The 19,492-nt window shown below is 64.9% G+C and carries 13 protein-coding genes; 6 read left to right on the plus strand and 7 right to left on the minus strand.

All coding sequences use genetic code 11. From position 1 onward, the window contains the following. Positions 1 to 43: 43 nt before the first annotated feature. The 5 genes from CSQ92_RS11150 to CSQ92_RS11170 are packed head-to-tail and all read right to left on the minus strand — an operon-like array spanning position 44 to position 8,183. Positions 44 to 2,713, minus strand: coding sequence for a nitrate reductase (locus tag CSQ92_RS11150; protein WP_099394144.1), 2,670 nt, complete (start codon positions 2,711 to 2,713; stop codon positions 44 to 46). Positions 2,714 to 2,735: 22 nt separating this feature from the next. Next, on the minus strand, positions 2,736 to 3,962 hold the full coding sequence (locus tag CSQ92_RS11155) for an NAD(P)/FAD-dependent oxidoreductase (protein WP_099394145.1): 1,227 nt from the start codon (positions 3,960 to 3,962) through the stop codon (positions 2,736 to 2,738). Continuing rightward, positions 3,959 to 4,312 (minus strand): nitrite reductase small subunit NirD, encoded by a 354-nt coding sequence (gene nirD, locus CSQ92_RS11160; RefSeq protein WP_070256593.1) that lies wholly within the window; start codon positions 4,310 to 4,312, stop codon positions 3,959 to 3,961. The genes CSQ92_RS11155 and nirD overlap by 4 nt, the downstream gene beginning before the upstream one ends. A gap of 12 nt (positions 4,313 to 4,324) precedes the next feature. Continuing rightward, complete coding sequence (gene nirB / locus CSQ92_RS11165) at positions 4,325 to 6,877, minus strand: nitrite reductase large subunit NirB (protein ID WP_099394146.1); 2,553 nt, start codon at positions 6,875 to 6,877, stop codon at positions 4,325 to 4,327. 10 nt (positions 6,878 to 6,887) lie between these two features. Then, on the minus strand, positions 6,888 to 8,183 hold the full coding sequence (locus CSQ92_RS11170; protein ID WP_099394147.1) for an MFS transporter: 1,296 nt from the start codon (positions 8,181 to 8,183) through the stop codon (positions 6,888 to 6,890). Between the two features lie 799 nt (positions 8,184 to 8,982). Here CSQ92_RS11170 and CSQ92_RS11175 point away from each other — a divergent pair. Beyond that, positions 8,983 to 10,197, plus strand: coding sequence for a CehA/McbA family metallohydrolase (locus tag CSQ92_RS11175; RefSeq protein WP_257219191.1), 1,215 nt, complete (start codon positions 8,983 to 8,985; stop codon positions 10,195 to 10,197). On the opposite strand, the gene CSQ92_RS11180 is transcribed toward CSQ92_RS11175, so the two are convergent. Beyond that, on the minus strand, positions 10,181 to 11,119 hold the full coding sequence (locus CSQ92_RS11180; RefSeq protein ID WP_099394148.1) for a LysR family transcriptional regulator: 939 nt from the start codon (positions 11,117 to 11,119) through the stop codon (positions 10,181 to 10,183). The genes CSQ92_RS11175 and CSQ92_RS11180 overlap by 17 nt on opposite strands. A 128-nt stretch (positions 11,120 to 11,247) precedes the next feature. Between CSQ92_RS11180 and CSQ92_RS11185 the strand changes: the two genes are divergently transcribed. From CSQ92_RS11185 to CSQ92_RS11200, 4 genes are all read left to right on the plus strand, one after another. After that, on the plus strand, positions 11,248 to 11,676 hold the full coding sequence (locus CSQ92_RS11185; protein ID WP_099394675.1) for a RidA family protein: 429 nt from the start codon (positions 11,248 to 11,250) through the stop codon (positions 11,674 to 11,676). 129 nt (positions 11,677 to 11,805) lie between these two features. Further along, the gene (locus CSQ92_RS11190; RefSeq protein WP_099394149.1) at positions 11,806 to 12,450 is read left to right on the plus strand and encodes a DUF4304 domain-containing protein; all 645 of its coding nucleotides are present in this window, start codon (positions 11,806 to 11,808) and stop codon (positions 12,448 to 12,450) included. 3 nt (positions 12,451 to 12,453) lie between these two features. Then, positions 12,454 to 13,113 (plus strand): hypothetical protein, encoded by a 660-nt coding sequence (locus tag CSQ92_RS11195; protein WP_143450349.1) that lies wholly within the window; start codon positions 12,454 to 12,456, stop codon positions 13,111 to 13,113. A 182-nt stretch (positions 13,114 to 13,295) separates the two neighbouring features. Then, positions 13,296 to 15,401, plus strand: coding sequence for a prolyl oligopeptidase family serine peptidase (locus CSQ92_RS11200; RefSeq protein WP_180276992.1), 2,106 nt, complete (start codon positions 13,296 to 13,298; stop codon positions 15,399 to 15,401). 66 nt (positions 15,402 to 15,467) lie between these two features. On the opposite strand, the gene CSQ92_RS11205 is transcribed toward CSQ92_RS11200, so the two are convergent. Beyond that, the gene (locus tag CSQ92_RS11205) at positions 15,468 to 16,091 is read right to left on the minus strand and encodes a glutathione S-transferase family protein (RefSeq protein ID WP_034779137.1); all 624 of its coding nucleotides are present in this window, start codon (positions 16,089 to 16,091) and stop codon (positions 15,468 to 15,470) included. 262 nt (positions 16,092 to 16,353) lie between these two features. On the opposite strand from CSQ92_RS11205, the gene CSQ92_RS11210 reads away from it, so the two are divergent. Then, positions 16,354 to 19,059 carry a M1 family metallopeptidase gene (locus CSQ92_RS11210; protein WP_092605887.1) on the plus strand — a complete coding sequence of 902 codons (2,706 nt, stop codon included), beginning with the start codon at positions 16,354 to 16,356 and terminating at the stop codon, positions 19,057 to 19,059. The last annotated feature ends 433 nt before the right edge of the window (positions 19,060 to 19,492 follow it).

Below are 19,492 nucleotides of genomic sequence, written 5' to 3' on the forward strand. Positions count from 1 at the left end.
AGAGCTGGCAATATAACAAAGCCGCGCAGGAAAGGACAGATTATCAGGCAGCGCTGCGCGCCTCAAGCAGCAATTGTCGTATCTCCGGCACGCAGGAGCCGCAATTGCCGCCCGCCTTGACGCAGGCCGTCACCTGCGCCGTCGTCGTCAACTGCTGTTCCACGATGGCCGCGCAAATGGTGTTGCGTCCCACGCCAAAGCACGAACACACGGTGGGCCCCGCGTCCACGCCCTTGCCGATGGGCTGCCCCAGCAGCACGCCGGCGCGGTCGGCCGCATCCATTTGCGCGTGCACAAACAGGCCCGCCAGCCAGCTGCGCGACGGCAGGTCGGGACGCGGCGAGACATACACGCATTGCGCGATGCGCCCCTCGTCCAGGTGCACGGCGCGGTACACGCCGGCACTGGCGTCCGCATAATCGAGCCAGTCGGCATTGTCGTCCGTGACGCCCAGCAGCGCGCGCGCCCAGGCGCCCAGGTCCTCGATGCGCTGGCGGCCGGCCAGTTCGTAGCGCAGGAACTGCTCGCCCTGGATGCGCGTCCAGTGCGCCACGCCGTCGAGTTTCAAGGGCGTGCGGCTCAGGACAAACGCATGCCAGTGCACGCGGAACTGCTCGATGCGCACGGGCGTGTGCTTGAATTCCGGCTCGCCCGAGACAGGATCGACGACGGGATTGACGACGGCGCCCACGCGCGCATCGGATGCATTGGCGTCGCTCCAGTGTATCGGCACGAAGACCTGGCCGCGCGCGATGCCGCCGCCATGCACGACGCGCGCCACCATCGCGCCCCAGGCGCTGGAAATGCGCGCCAGCTCGCCTTCGCGCACGCTGTACAGCAGCGCATCCTGCGGGTGGATGTCGATGAAGGCTTCGGCGATGTGGCCCGACAGTTTCGCCGCCTTGCCCGTGCGCGTCATCGTGTGCCACTGGTCGCGCACCCGGCCCGTGTTGAGGATCAGCGGATAGTCCTCGTCGGGCATGTTGCGCGGCGCGCACGGCGCCGTGGGAATGAAGCGCGCGCGCCCGTCCGCATGCGCGAAACGGCCGTCGCCGAACAACCTCGCCTGGCCCTGCGGCCACTGCTGCGGCGCCAGGGCGTCATAGCGCGCCGCATCCAGGCCGGCCAGGTGGCCCAGGTTGAACAGGCGCGCCGTGTCTCCCGCGTTGCGGAAGGCGGACAGGCGCGCATGTTCGTCGAAGATGGCCTGCGGCGACGTGAAATCGAAGCCGGCATGGCCCATGCGCCGTGCCACGTCGCACAGCACGTCCCAGTCGGCGCGCGCCTCGCCGGGCGCCGGCAAAAACGCCCGCTGGCGCGAGATGCGGCGCTCGGAATTGGTCACCGTGCCATCCTTCTCTCCCCAGCCCAGGGCCGGCAGCAGCACGTCGGCATGGGCATTCGTGTCCGACCCGGCGCTGATGTCCGACACCACCACCAGTTCGCACTTGGCCAGCGCGCGGCGCACCTGGTCGGCGTCCGGCATGCTGACCAGCGGATTGGTGGCGATGACCCACACGGCTTTCACCTTGCCCGCCTCGATGGCCTGGAACAGGTCCACCGCCTTCAGGCCAGGCTTGCTTGCCATGCGCGGAGAGCCCCAGAAGGTTTGCACGGCTTCGCGGTGCAGCGGCTTGTCCAGCTCCAGGTGCGCCGCCAGCATGTTGGCCAGGCCGCCCACTTCGCGCCCGCCCATGGCGTTTGGCTGGCCCGTAAGGGAGAACGGCCCCATGCCGGGCTGGCCGATGCGCCCCGTCGCCAGATGGCAGTTGATGATGCTGTTGACCTTGTCCGTGCCGGAGGACGACTGGTTCACGCCCTGCGAAAACGCCGTGACGACCTTGCGCGTGGCGGCAAACGCCTGGTAAAACGCCAGCAAGGCGTGCGGGTCGACCTTGCAGATGGCCGCCACCTGCAAGGGGTCGCCGCAATCCACGTGGGCGGCCGCCAGCGCTTCGTCCAGTCCCGCACTGTGCCGCGTGACGAAAGCGTCATCGATCGCGCCTTCCTTCGCCAGATAACACAGCAAGCCGTTGAACAGCCACACGTCGGTGCCCGGTTTCACGGGCAGATGCAGGTCGGCCAGCTCGCAGGTGGCCGTGCGGCGCGGGTCGATCACCACCAGTTTCATGTGCGGCCGGCTTTCCTTGATACGTGTGATGCGCTGGAACAGGATCGGGTGGCACCAGGCCGTGTTCGAGCCCACCAGCACCACCATGTCGGCCAGTTCCAGGTCTTCATAGCAGCCCGGCACGATATCCTCGCCGAACGCGCGCTTGTGGCCCGCCACGGCCGACGACATGCACAGGCGCGAATTGGTGTCGATATTCGCGCTGCCCACATAGCCCTTCATGAATTTGTTGGCGATGTAATAGTCTTCCGTCAGCAACTGGCCCGAGACATACAGGGCGACGGCGTCCGGGCCGTGCTCGGCGATGATGGCGCGCAAGCCGCCGGCCACCTGGTCCAGCGCGGCATCCCAGGAAGCGCGCTGCAGCACGCCATCGACACGCACCTGCGGATACAGCAGGCGCTTGTCGAGGTCCAGGGTGTCGCCCAGGGCCGAGCCTTTCACGCACAGCTTGCCCAGATTGGCCGGGTGGCCGCTATCGCCGGCGATGCGGATGGCGCCGTCGGGAAGGCGTGTCGCTTCCACGCCGCAGCCGACGCCGCAGTACGGGCAAGTGGTTTTCACGGGCATGCAGCTAGTCATGAAAGTATCCTGTTGATCGCTGTCAGGCGGCCTGGGCGCACAGCGCCTGGCCAAACAATAAATGGGTGCGCAGTTTGCTGATGTCGCGGCGCTGCTGGATCAGGTCGAAATACCAGGGACCGTCCTGCACGTCGCCATACAGCACGGCGCCGGCCAGGCGGCTGCCCTGCACCACCAGCCGCTTGTAGACGCCGCGGCGCGGGTCGCGCAGCACCAGGTCTTCGCTGCCCTCGCCGCCGATGATGTCGCCGGCCGAGTACAGGTCGATGCCCGTCACTTTCAGTTTGGTGGCACTGGCCTGCTGCACGTAGCGGCGGTGTCCCGCGCCGGCCAGGTGCGCGCCGCACACGCGCGCCTGTTCCCAGATGGGCGCGACCAGGCCGAAGGTGGCGCGCCGGTGCTGCACGCATTCGCCCACAGCATACACGCGCGGGTCGTAGCTTTGCAGGCAGTCGTCGACGACGATGGCCCGTTCGCAGTGCAGGCCGGCCGCCTGCGCCAGGGCGATGTTGGGGCGCACGCCGGCCGTCATCACCACCAGGTCGGCGGGGATGCTGCTGCCGTCCGCAAACTGCACGCCTTCCACGCGGGCGCTGCCCATGATGGCGGACGTTTGCGCGTGCATCAGAAAACGCAGGCCGCGCGCTTCCAGCGCCGATTTCAGCAGCATCGATGCGGGCGCATCGAGCTGCTGGTTCATCAGGCTGCCGCTCATGTGCACCACCGTGACGTCCATCCCCTGGCGCTGCAAGCCGTTGGCCGCCTCCAGCCCCAGCAAGCCGCCGCCGATGACCACCGCGTGGCGGTGCGTGCGCGCCGCCTGCAGCATGGTGTCGACGTCGCTGATGTCGCGAAAGCCGATCACGCCCGGCAGCGCATGGCCCGGCACGGGCACGATGAAGGGAGTGGAACCGGTGGCCAGCAGCAGGCGGTCATAGGCAACCGTGATGCCGGACAGCGACTGCACGGTGCGCGCCTTGCGGTCGATGCGCACGACGGGGTCGCCCGCGTGCAGGGTGATGCCGTTGTGCGCATACCAGTCGCGCGTGTGCAGCATGATGTCGTCCACCGACTTTTCGCCGGCCAGCACGGGAGACAGCAGGATGCGGTTGTAATTGCCGTGCGGCTCGGCGCCGAACACGGTGATGTCGTACAGGTCCGGCGCGAGTTTCAACAGTTCCTCTACCGTGCGCATGCCGGCCATGCCGTTGCCGACCACCACGAGCGCGGGACGCCGGGGCGGGTTCACAGGGCCACCCACACCATGTCCGCGAACACACGCGCCGGCCAGGTGGCCACCGAATGCTCGGGCGCTTCGATGCACTCGCCGCTGGCCAGGTCGAAGTGCTGCTTGTAGATGGGCGACGCCACCACGACGCGCTCGCCGATGCTGCCCACCAGGCCCCGCGACAGCACGGAAGCGCCCGCATTCGGGTCGACATTGTCGATGGCGTACACGCGCGGCGCGGCATCGCCGACGCGGAACACGGCCACGTGGCGGCCACCGAGCAGCGCGCACACGCCCGTGTCGGGCACGATGTCGGTCAAGGGGCAGATGGCTACCCAGTTGTCGGCGGTGGCGCCGGAAAGTTCATTCATCGCGTTCATGGCTCAAGCCTCCACGGCAAGGATGGGGATCACGGTGCTGCGGCGTTCCATCTCGGTGGCGGGCCGGATCTGGCCCCGCTCTTCGACGAACACCACGTTTTCATCGCCTTTGTCGCTGTTGACAAAATGGCGGAAGCGCTGGCGCACGGCGGGGTTGGAAACGGCTTCCTTCCACTCGCAGGCATACGTGTCGACCACGTGCTGCATGTCCGCTTCCAGCTCGTGGGCGATGCCCAGGCGGTCGGCCACGACGACGGCTTTCAGGTAATCGAGCCCCCCTTCGAGGTTGTCGCGCCAGACGCTGGTGCGCTGCAGGCGGTCGGCCGTGCGCACGTAGAACATCAGGAAGCGGTCGACATAGCGCACCAGGGTGGCTTCATCGAGGTCGGACGCCAGCAACTCCGCATGGCGCGGCTTCATGCCGCCATTGCCGCACACGTACAGGTTCCAGCCCTTTTCCGTGGCGATCAGGCCGATGTCCTTGCCCTGCGCCTCGGCGCATTCGCGCGTGCAGCCGGAGACGCCGAACTTGATCTTGTGCGGCGTGCGCAAGCCCTTGTAGCGGTTTTCCAGCTGGATCGCAAACCCCACGCTGTCGGCCACGCCATAGCGGCACCAGGTGGAGCCGACGCACGATTTCACCGTGCGCAGCGACTTGCCGTAGGCGTGGCCCGACTCGAAGCCGGCCGCGATCAGTTCTTCCCAGATGGCCGGCAACTGGTCGACGCGCGCGCCGAACAGGTCGACCCGCTGGCCGCCCGTGATTTTCGTGTAGAGACCGTATTTTTTCGCCACCATGCCCACGGCGATCAGGCCGTCGGCCGTCACTTCGCCGCCCGGCATGCGCGGCACGACGGAATACGTGCCATCCTTCTGGATATTGCCGAGAAAATAATCGTTGCTGTCCTGCAGGCTGGCGTGCACGGGAGACAGGACGAAATCGTTCCAGCACGATGCCAGGATATTCGCCGCCACGGGCTTGCACACGTCGCAACCCAAACCCTGGCCATGCGCGGACAGCAGCGCGCCGAAGCTGCGGATTTTTCCCACGCGGACCAGGTGGTGCAATTCCTGGCGCGAGTACGCAAAGTGTTCGCACACGTGGTTGTTGACGGCCAGGCCCTGCTTCTGCATTTCCGCCTTCATGATCTGCGTCACCAGCGGCACGCAGCCGCCGCACGCGGTGCCCGCTTTCGTGCAGGATTTTAATGCGCCGATGGTGGTGGCGCCATCGGCGACGGCCGCGCACAGCGCGCCTTTGGACACGTCATTGCACGAGCAGATTTGCGCCGACTCGGGCAAGGCATCCACGCCCAGGCCCGCCTTTTGCTGGCCGTCGGCCTGGGGCAGGATCAGGAATTCGGGCGATGCCGGCAGCTCGATTTTATTGAGCATCATCTGCAGCAAGGTGCCGTACTCGCTGGCGTCGCCCACCATCACGCCGCCCAGCAGGTATTTGCCGCAATCGGAAACGACGATCTTCTTGTAGATCTGCTTGCGTTCATCCATGAACTGGTAGGAGCGGCTGCCCGGCGCATTGCCGTGCGGGTCGCCCAGGCTGGCCACGTCCACGCCCATCAGTTTGAGCTTGGTGCTCATGTCGGCGCCCTTGAACGATGCTTCGCCCTCTTCCTGCAGCACGTGGCGCGCCGCGATGCGCGCCATTTCATAGCCGGGCGCCACCAGGCCAAACACCAGGCCGCCCCACAGCGCGCATTCGCCGATCGCGTAGATGTCCGGGTCGGATGTGACGCAGCTGTCGTCGATGGCGATGCCGCCGCGTGGTCCCACGTCCAGGCCGCAGGCGCGCGCCAGTTCGTCGCGCGGGCGGATGCCGGCCGAGAAGACGATCATGTCCGCTTCCAGGTGGCTGCCGTCGGCGAACTGCATGCGGTGCGTGGCCGCTTCGCCGTCGACGATGGCCAGGGTGTTCTTTTGCGTGTGCACGGTCACGCCCAGTTCCTCGATCTTGCGGCGCAGAACGCGCGCGCCGCCTTCATCGACCTGCACGGCCATCAGGCGCGGCGCGAATTCCACCACGTGGGTGTCCAGCTTCAAATCCCTCAAGGCCTTCGCGCATTCGAGACCCAGCAATCCGCCGCCGATCACCACGCCCGTTTTTGACTTTCCGCCCCAGGCCAGCATGGCTTCCAGGTCTTCGATGGTGCGGTAGACGAAGCAGCCATCGCGCTCCTTGCCCGGCAGCGGCGGCACGAACGGCGTGGAGCCGGTGGCGAACACCAGCTTGTCGTAGCCCAGCACTTCACCCGTGCTGGCGGTGACGGTTTTCGCCGCGCGGTCGATGGACACGGCGCGCGCATTGAGCTTCAGGACGACGTTGCCCTTGTCGAAGAAGCCGGGCGCCACCAGCGACAGGTCCTCGGCCGATTTGCCGCTGAAAAATTCGGACAGGTGCACCCTGTCGTAGGCGGGGCGCGGCTCTTCGCACAAGACCGTCACGGACAGGCGCGTGTTGTTCTCCAGCGCCAGGCGTTCGAGGAATTTGTGTCCGACCATGCCATGGCCAAGGACGACGATGCTCAGGGGGTGGTTCATTGTTTTCTCCTCAGGCCGCGGCCATGTTTGGTTCTGCCGCTTCGCGGGTAAAGCGCACGGCGATGGCGCACAGGGCCGAGATCACCACCAGCGCGCTGAGGATGATCAGGGTCTGGCGGATGTCGCCCGTGCCTTTCATCAGGAAGCCGGCCGCCACGGCGCCCACGTTGCCGCCGGCGCCGATGATGCCGGCCACACCACCCAGAGCACGGCTGTCGATGAAAGGCACCAGCGCGTAGGTCGCGCCGCACGCCATGTGGGTGAACAGGCCGAAGACCAGCATGGCGATGACGGCGTACGTGACGCTGTCGACCTTGGCAAACCACAGCAAGCCCACGCCTTCGCCGATCATCAGCATGAACAGCAGGGTCACGCGGCTGTTCAGGTTGCCGCGCAGGGCCAATTTATCCGACATCCAGCCACCGAGGGCGCGGGCAAACAGGGCCAGCAAGCCGAAGCTGCCGGCGGCCAGGCCGGCCGATTTCAAGGACAGGCCGAAATGGTCGACGTAGTACACGGCGGCGATGTTGTGGATGAAGATTTCGATGCCGAAGCAGGCGCCATAGGTGACGAACAGCAGCCACACGCGATAATTGCTGCTGGCGGCCTTGAAGCTGTCCCAACCCCCCTTCTTGCCACCCTCGATAGGCACGCCGGCCGCGCGCAAGTCCGAGTAATTGCCTTCCGGGCAATCCTGCGTATAGCGCCAGTACAGGGCCGCCATCACCAGCATCAGCACGCCCGGCACCAGCAGGGCCACGCGCCAGCCCAGCGATTCGGACACGCCCAGCATCAGCACGGCACCGAGCAGCAGCGGCATCAGCGCCTGCGCCGCGCCGCCGCCCGCATTGCCCCAGCCGGCGGCGGCCGCATTCGCCGTGCCGACCACGCGGGGCGCGAACATCACCGAGGTGTGATATTGCGTGATGACAAAGCTGGCGCCGACGGCACCGATGCCCAGGCGGAAGAACAGAAAGCTTTCATAGCTTTGCGAAGCGGCCACGCCCAGCACGGGAATGGCGCCCAGCAGCAGCAAGCCCGTGTACGTCTTGCGCGGGCCGTAGCGGTCGCACAATGGCCCCACGATCAGGCGCACGAGGATGGTGATGGCGACGGCCGCGATATTGATATTTGCCACTTGCGCCAAGGAAAGGCCGAACTCGCCCTTGATGACCGGCATCAAGGGGGCGCAGGCGAACCAGGCGAAGAAACACACGAAAAATGCCATCCACGTCAGGTGGAATGCGCGCATGGGTGGCGTGGCGAGGGAGAAGAGCGCGATGCTCGTTGCTTTTTGGCTGGCCATGATAGGTTCCCGAAATATCCCGTTGATAAAACAAAACGGCGCCCGCCCCCGCCGATGAGAAAAATCAGCCTGGGCGGACGCCGTTGTCCATGTGGTCCGTCGTTGGACCGTTGTGCGTTTATTCAGGGGATCGCCGTTGATCCGTACCTTCTGTTTAGCAAGTGCCGTGCCAGCTTGCCTGACGGGCACGCGGCATCATTCACAACGGCTTTGCGCCAGATCATGGCCAATCACGGTGCAAGCATGCCACTTGCTGGTGCATGCGGGAACCAGCACGTGGCATATCTTGTCTAACTGCCATCTGAAGCAGTACGGGAGGCCACAATGGTCAAGACATTGCGTTGGCTACGGCCGCCATGGCTGGCTGGCGTGTGTGCGGGGCTGCTGCTCATTACGTGGAGTAACACTGCCGCCGCGCAAGAGCCGAAGGAACACAGCGAACTCGATGCCACCGTCGCCGCGCCCTTCCACGCCGCGCGCGGCGAGCGGGCAACGCAGGCGCGTGCATTTGTCGTGCGCCTCGCCTATCCGGGCGAAGGCCGCACCCATGCGGTGCGCTGGACATTGACCTTGTCCGGCCCGGGGCCGCAAGGCGCCGTGCTGCGGCGCTGGTCGGGCACGCAACAGGTAGGGGCCGGCGGCAAGAGTGTCACCTTGCCCTGGGATGGCCGCGCCGACGCCGAAGCGCGCGAACGGCGCATACCGGTCCCGGACGGTTTATATGAACTGCGCCTGCTGGCCGTGGCCGATGCGGGCACGCCACAGGAAACGCAGGTGGGAGCAGCAATGGCCAATCCAGGTGCGGCGGCGCAGCGGCACGGCCCCCACGGTGCCCGCCTTCCAGGCCGGCTTGCAACAACTGCCCAGCCTGGAAGGCCAGCCCGGCTACCGCATCGTCTACGCCAACCTGCACAGCCAGACGCGCCACAGCGACGGCGGCGCGGCGCTCGACGCCTGCCACGGCGCGCAGGATCCGCAAACGGCGCCCTTCGGCCCCATCGATGCCTACAAGTATGCGCAGCAACATGGGCTCGACGCCCTGCTGACATCCGAGCACAACCATATGTATGACGGTTCCGACGGCACCAACCCAGCCGCCACCGCTGCCGAAGCGACAGCCCTGTACCAGACGGGGCTGGCCGAAGCGGCCGCGTATTCGGCCGCCCACCCCGGTTTCCTGGCCCTGTACGGCATGGAATGGGGCGTCATCAACAAGGGCGGCCATGTGAATATCCTCAATAGCGAGCAGCTGCTGGGCTGGGAACGGAATGCCCTGGGCGAGCTGCTGGCCGACGTGGAAACGCCGAAGGGCGATTACGCGGGCCTGTACGCGCTGATGCGCGAACGGGGCTGGGTCGGCCAGTTCAACCACCCGGCCCAAACGGGCCAGTTTCTCGTCAATGGCCAGCCGCTGGGCTACACGCCGGATGGCGACGCGGCCATGGTGCTGTGCGAAGTCATGAACACGTCCGCGTTTTCCACCAACGACCAGGAAACGGAGACGCGGCGCAGCAATTACGAGGCAGCCTGCAACCGCGCCCTGTCGGCCGGCTACCACCTGGCCTTCAGCAGCAACCAGGACAACCACTGCGCCAACTGGGGCGCGTCGTACGGCAACCGCACGGCCGTGCTGGTGGCCAGCCCGGCCGCCGGCATGCCCGTCTCACGCGACAGCTTCCTCGACGCGCTGCGCGCGCGCCGCGTGTTTGCCACCATGGACAAGCATGCGCAGCTGCTGTTCACGGCCAACGGCAAGCTGATGGGCGAGCGTTTCGACAACCATGGCCCCTTGCACCTGGCCACCCATTTCAGCAACAGCGCGGGGCGGCAAGCGGCCGCCATTGCCATCTTCCACGGCGTGCCGGGAAGCAATGGCTCCGTCACACAGGTATCGGACCAGGCCGAGCTCACCGTCACGCCCGCGCCCGGCCCCCATTTCTATTACGCGCGGCTGGTGCAGGGCGATGGCAATATCGTCTGGTCGGCGCCCGTGTGGGTCAATCAGCTGCCGTGACGGCGACAGTGACAGCGGGGACGGAATACCGGGCCATCAGTTCGACCACCCAGTCGATGAAGACGCGCAGTTTCTTGCTGACATGGCGGTTCGGTGGATAGGCAAGATAGAGCGGCATGGCATCGACCGTCCATGCGGGGAACAGCGGCAGCAGCTCGCCCCTGGCCACGTGCGGCCGCGCCATGTAGTCGGGCAGCCACAGCACGCCCAGCCCCGCCACCCCGGCCGCCAGGTAGGCGTTGCCATCGTCGATCGACAGCACGTACTGGCCATGGATCTTCACGCTCTGGCCCTCGCGGTGCATCACGTACGGAAAGCCGTTGCCGCTGCTAGCCCAGCGAAAGCGCACGATGCGGTGCGCGCTGTCCTGCAAGTCCAGCGGATGCAAGGGCGTGCCCACCCGCTGCAGATAGGCCGGCGCCGCATACACGCCCAGCGGCAAGTCGGCGAGCTTGCGCGCCATCAGCGACTGGTCGGTAATGTCACCGCCGCGTATCACGCAATCGACATTCTCGCCGATCACGTCGACCATGCGGTCGCTGGCGCCCATGTCGAGCACGATATCGGGATACCGCGCATGGAACCCGGGCAGCGCCGGCACCAGCAGCAAAGCGGCGAGCGGACTGGGCACGTCCACGCGCAACTGGCCCCGCGGCAAGGCGGCGGCGTGCGGCAAGCTCGTTTCGATTTCTTCCAGGGTGTCGAGCACCTGCACGATGCGCTCGTAGTAGGCGGCGCCATCGGCCGTTACATTGACCTTGCGCGTGGTGCGGTTCAGCAGCTTCAGGCGCAGCCGCGCCTCGAGCTGCTGCACCAGCTGCGTCACCGTGGTGCGGCTCATGTGCAAGGTCGCGGCCGCCCGCGTAAAACTGCCCGTCTCGACCACCCGCACGAAAGCCTTCATCGCATCAAACCTGTCCATCTACACCTCCGCCATTCGATTGTTTGGATTATACAAACAGTGCAGGCGATTCTGGACGCTTTATCAGCTGGCTGGCAACAGATAAAGTGTTCTCCAGGCAGCAACTTCGCTGCATCAACAAAGGAAAGCTGATGAAACGCGACGTGGTATTCCCTCCGGGCCGCCAAGCCCTGTATGAACAGAACCGCTATTCCCCGGCCGTGCGCGCCAACGGCCTGCTGTTCGTCTCCGGCCAGGTCGGCAGCCGCGAAGACGGCACGCCCGAACCCGGGCTCGACGCCCAGGTCCGGCGTGCGTTCGACAACCTGAACGCCATCTTGCAAGCGGCCGGCTGTACCTTCGACGATGTGCAGGATGTGACCATCTTTATCGTCGACCCGCAGGCCAACTTCCAGCGCATCTGGGATATCGTGCAGGCCGGGTACTGGGGCCAGGCGCCGCACCCGACGGTGACGGCCGTGGGCGTGACGTGGCTGTATGGTTTCCAGTTCGAGATCAAGGTGGTGGCCAGGCTGCCTGGCCACCACGCAGACCCTGGAAGCGTGCAGGAAAAATAGCGGCAGGCTGTCCCTCGCACGATTGCCCGCCGCTAGGTGCGCTGGCACTGATCTGTGGCAACATGGCAGCGCCGTTTGGACAGCATGTTGACAGCAAGGCGGCGCAAGCAACCCATGCCAGGAAACCCAATGAAACCAAAAGCGCTGATCGTCGCCCATATTGAAGCGTTCTTGCTGGAGCCGCTGAGCGCAGCAGGCTTCAAGTTCTCGCCAAGCCAGCTGACCTTCAAGCGCACGCAGAACGAATTCGTCCAGGCCATCCATTTCCAGGCCAACCGCCATAACGAAGAGCATGTCTGCGTGGCATTCTGGAGCCACTATCAGATTTCGTCCAGATCCTATACATCGTGGCACAAGGCGCGTTACGGCCACGAACCTGCCAACAATATCGTTGGCGATGTGGCCGACTGGAATATCAGAAACTGGCAATTTCCTGTCATCGATGGCAAGGAGGACAAGGAACACCAGCTCGTCGATCCGTCCCATCGGACAACAGTCATGGCCTGCCTGCGGGACAATCTGCTGGAGTTGGCCATTCCCTGGCTCGACCAACGGTCCAACTGGGAAAATGCGGCCCTGGCCCTGGTCGAAGCGCAAGGCTCGCATGCCAGAGCCTGCGATTTTTATCTGATGGCCGGCAAGCAGGAAAAAGCCTTGTGGGCCTTGCACGAAGGCATTGCCTACTGGGAAAGAAACCCCAAGGCATCTTATCCGCAAGAAAAAGAGGAGATCGCTTTGCGTATGGAACACTACTTCAATGCGACACCAATCTGAACCATGACAGAGATCACTTGCCCCTACGATGGCGACTGCGGGCACTCATTCGCCCCCAGCGCAATGGCAGCGTCGGATGGCGCGTTCTTAACGACGGCCAGCGCCAAAAAGATGACGTTCATGTTCCTGCACTGCCCCGCATGTACAAGGATGTTCCAGTTCAATCCGGTCGCCTGGACAGCGCAGGCTTGCGAAGCCGCCGCGCCCAAGGCTGCCAGGGTAGCGAAGAAAAGCGGCAAGCAGCTGGACAAATTGCTGGCCAGGGAAAAAGTGGCCCTGCCCCCGGCCTATCTCGATCACCTCCGCAGCGGAAAGTCGCGTCGCGAGGTGGCGATTTGCAGCGATGAAGATCCGTTCACGCTGTACAGCCTGGACGAGCTGTGCAAAGAGGTCGATGTGGATGGAACAAGCTATCTGGCAGTCAGGCAACTGGCAGGCTTTGCCCAGGCCCTGGCGCAAGCGGCGGGAACAGGCTCGAAGCAGGCAGCACCGTTCAGCCCTGCCGAGCTGGCGGCTTGCCTGGCCATCGGCGAGGAAAATACGCGCATCCTGTTCATCGACAGCCGCGACAACGAGGCATTGTGGATTTATCACCCCGACGGCGGCGATGTCGACAAGACACGGCTCACCGTGACCTCCCTGATTCGGCCTGGCGCCCCCTGAAGGGCGCATCACGCCGCAGATTCTGCGGCCTGCTTCCGTTCCAGCAAACAATATTGGAAAAGCATGTTAATTCTTAAATAGTCGTTTATAGACACTGGTTCCCCGCAGCAATCCATGGCACCATGGGTGCGCCGTTTTGACAGCAACACGGCACAACCGACCATCGTCAAGGAACCCTGTCCATGTCTTTTTATCGCAAGTTTGCCGGCAGCATGCTGCTGGGCCTGGCCACAGCGGGCGTCGCCCATGCCCAAGCCCCGGCGCCCGCCTCCACCCCTACCGATCCCCACCTTTGGCTGGAAGAAGTCCTCGGCGACAAGCCGCTGGCCTGGGTCAAGCAGCACAATGCCGTGAGCACCAAGGAACTGGAAAGCCAGCCCGGTTTCGCCGCCCTGCAGGCGCGCCTGAAAACCATCCTCAATTCCAAGGAACGCATTCCCTACGTCAGCAAGGAAGGCGAGTACTACTACAACTTCTGGCGCGACGCCCAGCACGTGCGCGGCATCTGGCGCCGCACCACCCTGGCGCAATACCAGCTGGCCGAGCCAAATTGGGAAACCGTGATCGACCTCGACCAGCTGGCCGCCGGCGAGAGTGAAAACTGGGTCTGGGGCGGCGCCACCTGCCTGTATCCGAAGGGCGAACGCTGCCTCATTTCCCTGTCGCGCGGCGGCGGCGACGCCAAGGTGGTGCGCGAATACGACGTGGCCAAGCGCGCCTTTGTCGACGGCGGCTTTACCCTGCCCGAAGCAAAGGGCAGCGCCAGCTGGATCGACCAGGATACCCTGTTCGTCTCCACGGATTTCGGCCCCGGTTCAATGACCAGCTCCGGCTACCCGCGCATCATCAAGCAGTGGCAGCGCGGCACGCCGCTGGCGCAGGCGCAAACGCTGTACGAAGCCAAGCCCGACGACCTGAGTGCGGGCGCCTACAAGGATTTCACGCCCGGCCACGAACACCAGTTCATCGAGCGGCAAATCGATTTCTACAGCGGTGAAATGTTCCTGCGCGACGGCGCCGAGTTGAAGAAAGTGCCGAAACCGGACGACGCGACGGCATTCACCGTGCGCGACCAGCTGGTCATCACCCTGCGCTCGGACTGGAAAGTGAACGGCAAGACCTATGCGCAAGGTTCGCTGCTGGCGACGGATTTCAAGGCCTTCATGCAGGGCAAGCAGGAACTGGAAGTGCTGTACGCGACCACGGCCACGTCTTCGCTGGACAATGTCACGGCGACGAAATCGGCCATCCTCGTGACGACCCTGGACAAGGTCAAGAACCGCCTGACGGAACTGCGCCACGTGAACGGCAAGTGGCAGCGCCGCGCCGTCGATGCGCCGAAACTGGGCACCCTGGCCGTCAGCGCGCTCGATCCCGTCGATTCGGACCAATACTTCCTGACGGTGACCGACTTCCTCAATCCGACCACCCTGTACCTGGCCACGGCGCAGAGCGACAAGCGCACGAAAATCAAGTCGCTGCCCGCCTACTACGACGCGGCGCCATACAAGGTGGAGCAGTTCGAATCGACATCGAAGGATGGCACCAGGGTGCCGTATTTCGCCATCATGTCCAAGAAGACGAAGTTCGACGGCAGCAACCCCACCGTGCTGTATGGCTATGGCGGCTTCGAAGTGTCGCTGAAACCCAGCTACAGCGGCACCACGGGCGTGGCGTGGCTGGAAAAAGGCGGCGTGTACGTGCTGGCGAATATCCGCGGCGGCGGCGAATTCGGCCCCCGCTGGCATCAGGCGGCATTGAAGGAAAACCGCCAGCGCGCGTATGACGACTTCATCTCGGTGGCGCAAGATCTGATCAAGCGCAAGGTCACCAGCCCGCGCCACCTGGGCATCATGGGCGGCAGCAATGGCGGCCTGCTGACGGGCGCCGTACTGGTGCAGCGTCCCGACCTGTTCAACGCCGTCGTCAGCCAGGTGCCGCTGCTCGACATGCGCCGCTATAACAAGATGCTGGCGGGCGCCTCGTGGATGGGAGAGTACGGCGACCCGGACGTGCCGGAACAATGGGCTTACATCAGCAAGTACTCGCCTTACCAGAACGTCTTCAAGGACAAGAAATATCCGCGCGTGCTGTTTACCACTTCGACGCGCGACGACCGGGTCCACCCTGGCCATGCGCGCAAGATGGTGGCGAAGATGGAAGAGCAAGGCCACGACGTGCTGTACTGGGAAAATACGGAAGGCGGCCACGCGGGCGCCGCCAACAACGACCAGCAGGCGCTGATGTGGGCTCTGACCTACACCTTCCTGCTGGAGCAGCTGAAGTAATGGGGTGGTGTCGGATTACGTCTCCCGCCAATCCGACCTACCCGGCCTGCCAGGCTGCAGGATTGCCTACTTCGCCTGCGCGCTGGGGCGTTCGGCGATGCGGTCGCGGTAAGCCTGCAGGTTGGACAAGCCTTCCGCACCGGGACGGTACTTCATCAGGCCGCGCGCAAATTCCAGCGCACAAAACGCCGTGATGTCGGCAATCGTGAACCGTTCGCCGGCGATGTACGGCTGGCTGCCCAGCACCTGGTCCAGCCATTGCGCCGTTTCGCGCAGCTTGCCCGCCTGCGCCGCGGCGAAATCGGGAAACTGCGGGTTTTCCAGCGCCACCAGGGCCGGATGGCCGTGGCGCACCCAGTTGGCGGTGGCGCTGAACAAATGCAGTTCCACGCGGCGGTCGGCCATTTCGATGAAGGCGCGTTCCTCGAAGCCTTCGCCCATCAGGTTCGGCTGCGGCTGCAAGCCTTCAAGGTAGGTGCAGATGGCGCGCGTCTCGGTCAGCACGCGCCCGTCCGCCAATTCCAGCACGGGCACGCGGCCCAGCGGGTTTTTCGCCAGGAAGGCGGGATCACGGTGCTGCCCCGCCATCAGATCGAGCGCCACTTCCTCGATGCCGGTGATGCCCTTCTCGGCGATGAACATGGTGACGCGGCGTGGATTGGGCGTGCGGGGGCTGATAGTCAGTTTCATGTGCAGGTCTCGTCTCGTTGTCGTGGTGGATGGTGGTTGACAATCAGGTGCGGCACCAGCCTGTGGCAATGCAGTCAGGCGCCCATCATACCAGCGCACCGTCGTGGTGCGGCGCTCCTGGCGCGTTGACTTTGCCCCCATTTCCACTTAGATTGCTGTACGGGAACGCTGGCTTCCAGTTCCAGCGATGTCCCCCAACCGCCATCAACGCTCGCAGCCTACCCGGCCGGCGGGCGTTTTACCCATGAACGAAGGGCATACCATGCATCGCACACCGACTCCGCGTTTCCGCCGCAGCCATCTGGCCGCCGCCGTCCTGGCGCTGACCGCCGTCACCGGCTTCACCCCGGGCCACGCTGCGCCCGCCGCCAAATACGCGTCGGCCAGCCACGCCCTTGGCACCACCACGCAGCTGCCGCGCGGCGTCACGCCTTTGCACTACATCCTGTCGATCACGCCGGATGCCGCCGCCTCGACCTTCAAGGGCGAAGCCGCCATCAAGGTGGCCGTCGACACGCCAACGGCCAGCATCACCTTCAATGCCTTGAACCTGGCGTTTGCCGCCGCCGCCATCGAAGGCGCGGGCGGCAGCAAGCAGGTGACGCGCAAGATCGATATCGATGCGGACAAGCAGACGGCCACCGTGCATTTTGCCGAGCCGCTGGCCAAGGGCGAGTACCTGTTGCGCATCGACTACACCGGCAAGATCGGCACGCAGGCGACGGGCCTGTTCTCGCTCGACTACGATACGCCGCAAGGACGCCAGCGCGCCCTGTACACGCAGTTCGAGAATTCGGATGCGCGCAGCATGCTGCCATCGTGGGATGAACCGGACTACAAGGCCACCTTCGCGCTGGACGTGGTCGTGCCGAGCAACCAGATGGCCGTCGGCAACATGCCGATCGCCCGCAGCGAAGAGCTGGGCAATGGCAAGAAGCACGTGTATTTCGCCACCACGCCGCGCATGTCGACCTATCTGCTGTTCTTCGGCCTGGGCGACTTCGAGCGCGCCACGGCCATGAGCGACGGCACGGAGATAGGCGTCATCACGAAGAAGGGCGCGCTGGCGCAAAGCCGCTTCGCGCTCGACGAATCGGCCGCCCTGCTGCGCGAATACAACGATTATTTCGGCGTGCGCTATCCGCTGCCCAAGCTCGACAACATCGCCGCGCCGGGCCGCAGCCAGTTCTTCGGCGCCATGGAAAACTGGGGCGCCGTCTTCACCTTCGAATACGGCCTGCTGCTCGACCCGACCATCTCGACGCAGACCGACAAGGAAAACATCTACACCACCCTGTCGCATGAAATGGCGCACCAGTGGTTCGGCGACCTAGTCACCATGCGCTGGTGGGACGACCTGTGGCTCAACGAAGGTTTTGCGTCGTGGATGGAAAGCCGCACCACGGAGCGTCTGCACCCGGAATGGAACACGGCCCTGTCCAACGTGGGCGGACGCGAATCGGCGATGAGCCAGGATGCGCTGCGCACCACGCACCCGGTGGTGCAGCGCATCGCCACCGTGGAACAGGCCAGCCAGGCCTTCGACGGCATCACCTACCAGAAGGGCGAAGCGGTGATCCGCATGCTCGAAGCGTACGTGGGCGCCGACACGTGGCGCACGGCCGTGCGCAGCTACATGCGCAAGCATGCGTATGGCAATACGGTGTCGGACGACCTGTGGCGCGAAGTCGATGCGGCCGCGGGCAAGCCCGTCAGCGCCATCGCCCATGACTTCACCCTGCAACCGGGCGTGCCGATGATCACCGTCGGCGCAGCCGTGTGCAGGAAGGGCAGTACGCGCGTGACCCTGACGCAGACGGAATTTTCCAAGGATCAGCCGGACAAGAAGCCGCTGTCGTGGAAAGTGCCGGTGATCGCTTCGACGGTCGGCAACGGCAAGCTGGCCAAGGTAGTGATCAAGAATGGCAAGGCGACCCTGAACGTGCCCGGTTGCGGCGCCTTGCTGGTAAACGCGGGCCAGAGCGGCTACTACCGCACCCTGTACGCGCCAGCCGGCACGCACGCGCTGGCGGGCAGCTTCGCACGCCTGGCGCCGATCGATCAATTGGGCTTGCTGGCGGACAGCCAGTCGCTGGGCATGGCGGGCTTGCAAGACCCGGCGGCTTTCCTGGAACTGGTGAAGGCCACGCCGCTGTCGGCCGATCCGCAAGTGCTGGGCCGCGTGGCCGGCTCGCTGAACGGCCTGTATGAGCAGTATGCGGGCGATAGCGCGGAAAGCAAGGCGCGCCAGCAGGCTTTCGGCCGCTTCGCCATGGCGCGCCTGGCGCCGATGATGGCGCAGACGGGCTGGGAAGCGCGCGCGGGCGAAGCGTCGAGCGTGGCGACCCTGCGCGGACGCCTGATTTCCATCCTCGGCGACATGGGCGAGCCGGGGGTGATCGCCGAAGCGCGCCGCCGCTACGCGGCCAGCGAACAGGATCCGGCCGCCATGCCTGCGCCGCTGCGCCGCACCATCCTGGGCGTGGTGGCGCAGCATGCGGACGCCGCCACCTGGGAGCAGCTGCACGCCAAGGCGCAGCAGGAAAAGACGCCGCTGGTCAAGAACCAGCTGTACGACTTGCTGGCCTCGACCGACGATGCGGCCCTGGCGCAGCGGGCGCTGGCGCTGGCGCTGACGGATGAACCTGGCGTGACCAACAGCCCGGCCATGATCTCGCGCGTTTCGCGCAGGCATCCTGAACTGGCCTTCGACTTCGCGCTGGCGCACCTGGAGCAAGTCAATGCGCGCATCGACGCCAGTTCGCGCAGCCGCTACTTCCCGCGCCTGGCGGCCGGTTCGGCGCAGCCGGAAATGATCGCCAAGCTGGAAGCGTATGCGCAGGCCAACCTGCCGGCCAGCGCGCGCGGCGACGCCGACAGTTCCGTGGCCGGCATCAAGTACCGCATCAAGGTGCGTGCCGAGCGCCTGCCGGCCGTCGATGCGTGGCTGGCCAAGCAAACGGGCTAAGCTCCCGCGCCCGGCGCCGCAGTACGGCAGCGCCGGGCATTTTCCAGCCCTGTACGAAAATCCGGGCAAAAAAAACCGGCTTCGCAAAGTGCGGTAGCCGGTTGAAACGCTGTTTCAGAGCGCAGGGATAAAGCAGGAAAACACATGAAAAAGTGGAAATCGTGCCGGTCATTGAGGTGTCCGGCAACCTTGCGCCCGGGGTTTCCGTGCGCCATGTATCCACTATGCCAGCCCTTGCCGGAAACAGGCTTAGGACTTCATTAAATCCCCGCCCGATCCCCGCATTTCCCCTGTCCCACCCTGCAATCATTACTATAAAACAAGTTTTACATATCTGGTGCCGATGGTTGAGCTCACCGGCTAAGCTGTTGAGTCATGCCTGCATCCTATCGCTCCCGGAGCGTAGTGATTTGCGCATTGCATGCTGTGTGCC

It is taken from the genome of Janthinobacterium sp. BJB446, from assembly GCF_002735655.1.
Classification (GTDB): domain Bacteria; phylum Pseudomonadota; class Gammaproteobacteria; order Burkholderiales; family Burkholderiaceae_D; genus Janthinobacterium; species Janthinobacterium lividum.